The following is a 1,914-nucleotide window of genomic DNA, read 5'->3' as shown; positions in this document are numbered from 1 at the left end:
GGTCCACGGGCGGCTGGTTTGGATCCTGCGGCCCGTTGGGGGGCTGGGGCTGGCTCACCGTACTCCTCGGCACGTCGGTCACGTCACGAACCACCCGACGCTAGTGGGTGCCGGCAAGCCGGGAATGTCTCGGGTCCGACCTGTCCGTTCGGGGCCGGGACCGGCCCGGTCGGTCAATGCGTCAGCACCGCCGCCGTGCGGACAAGGTCGCCCTCGACCGCGAACCGGCCGTGGATCACGGCGGGCGGGTCGGACACCGTCGCCGCCGCCACCCGGGCCGGGTTGATCCGGGCGGTGAACGTGCCGGTCTGCGGGTCCAGCTCGACAGTCGCGTCCTGGAAGTCCAACCAGGTCCCGACCAGCGGGTGCCAGACCTTGTAGACGGTTTCCTTGGCGCTGAACAGCACCAGCGGCCACCAGGTGCCGGCCGGCAGCCGGGCCAGCCGTTCCTCCTCCTCGGGGCGGCAGATCAGCCGGCGTACCCCCGGGTCGAGGTCGCGGTGCCGCTCGGCGTCCATCCCCACCGACCGTACGTCGGTGGCGTGGGCGACCGCGGCGGCGCAGTAGTCGCGGGTGTGGGTGATGGTGCCGACCACGCCGGCGGGCCAGACCGGCGAACGGTCGGCCGCCGCCGGCACCGGCACGGCCGGCAGCCCCAGGCCGGTCAGCGCGCGCCGGGCACAGACCCGCCCGGCGGTGAAGTCCCGCCGCCGGCTCTGCACCGCCCGTTCGCCGAGGCCGGACCGTTCGGCCGCCAGCAGCTCCCCGGTCCAGTCCGCCGGCCCGGCGACCGCGACCGACACGGTGGGCGGCAGCAGGTCACGCATCACCGACCCCTTCCCGGTACGCGGCTGTCCCGCTGCGCCATGCGCTGGTGCCCCGTCAGGGCAGAGAGGTTCACGACCGCCATGGCTGGTCAACGTACCGCAATCGGGCGACGGCGAAGGGTCCCCGTCCTGCCGGTGGCCACCCGGGCGGGCGGCCACCGGCAGGACGGGTCAGGGACGGCGGGGACGGCGGGTGAGCGCGAAGCCGGCCACCCCGGCGACGGCCGCGAGAACGCCGCCGACCGAGCTCCAGATCCACCGCGAGCCGAGGTCGGGCAACCAGTCGAAGAAACCGGTCTCCTCCTCGTCGGGGGCGGCCGTCGGCTCCCCGGCCACCAGCGTGCCCGCCTTCGTGTTCGGCACCAGCGGGGCCCTCAGCTCACCGTCGTCCCGGGAGCCCTCGCCGTCCGTGCCGACCAGCAGGTCCACGTCGACCGGCAGGCCGAGGTCGGCCTCGGGCAGCTCGGTCACCGACAGCCGCACGTAGTAGGTGCCGGGCAGCGGGTCCGCCGACCAGGGCTCCGCCCAGGACCGCACCTGGCGCAGCGTGCAGCCGAGCGACACACTGCCGGCGGCGGCGTCCACGGTGGGGGTCTGCGCCCCGGCCGTGCACGACTGCCGTCGGCGCAGCCCGTCGAAGACCTCCACCGTCCAGGTGGAGGCGCCGCCGCGGGCCTTCGGGAAGGTCACCGTCGCACTGATCTCGTGCCGCTCGCCGGCCGAGGCGGGGAACGACCAGTAGAGGTGGTCGCCGATGGAGGCGTCCACCCGGACGGGCTGACCGGCCGTGACACCGGTGGCGGTCAGGAAGGACGTGCCGGCCCGGGTGACCGGGGTGGCGCCGGGTGAGGGGGTGGGTGCGGCCGAGGCGGGTACGGCCGGGGCCAGCAGGGCCAGCCCGGCGACGGCCAGTGCCGCTCCGGTGCGGACAGTCCGGGTACGCATCCTCAGTTCTCCCTCCACGTGGCCACCCACCAGCGGGTGAGCAGGCCGGCGAGCAGACCGGTGAGCAGGCCGGCCAGGGTCAGCAACACCAGCAGCACCCAGCCCCGACAGAGGTCGGGCGCGGCCGGGGCGGGGGAGGAGG

General features: G+C 75.2%; 2 protein-coding genes and 1 pseudogene. All 3 read right to left on the bottom strand.

What is annotated here, in order from left to right:
• Nucleotides 1–173: 173 nt before the first annotated feature.
• The gene (locus E1166_RS30365; RefSeq protein WP_132343228.1) at nucleotides 174–827 is read right to left on the bottom strand and encodes a 4'-phosphopantetheinyl transferase superfamily protein; all 654 of its coding nucleotides are present in this window, start codon (nucleotides 825–827) and stop codon (nucleotides 174–176) included.
• A gap of 171 nt (nucleotides 828–998) precedes the next feature.
• Nucleotides 999–1,772: a peptidase gene (locus E1166_RS30360; RefSeq protein WP_132343227.1), complete on the bottom strand. Its 774-nt coding sequence runs from the start codon at nucleotides 1,770–1,772 to the stop codon at nucleotides 999–1,001.
• Nucleotides 1,773–1,774: 2 nt separating this feature from the next.
• Nucleotides 1,775–1,914: pseudogene (locus E1166_RS30355) on the bottom strand (alpha-1-antitrypsin); the annotation flags it as partial.

The organism is Micromonospora sp. KC213, from assembly GCF_004348325.1.
Lineage (GTDB): Bacteria > Actinomycetota > Actinomycetes > Mycobacteriales > Micromonosporaceae > Micromonospora.
This window is presented reverse-complemented; position numbering and strand designations above follow the sequence as displayed.

What these genes read in the sequence shown, in the direction of transcription:
- E1166_RS30365 (WP_132343228.1), bottom strand. Translation starts at nt 827, where the DNA reads ATGCGTGACCTGCTGCCGCCCACCGTGTCGGTCGCGGTCGCCGGGCCG.
- E1166_RS30360 (WP_132343227.1), bottom strand. Translation starts at nt 1,772, where the DNA reads ATGCGTACCCGGACTGTCCGCACCGGAGCGGCACTGGCCGTCGCCGGG.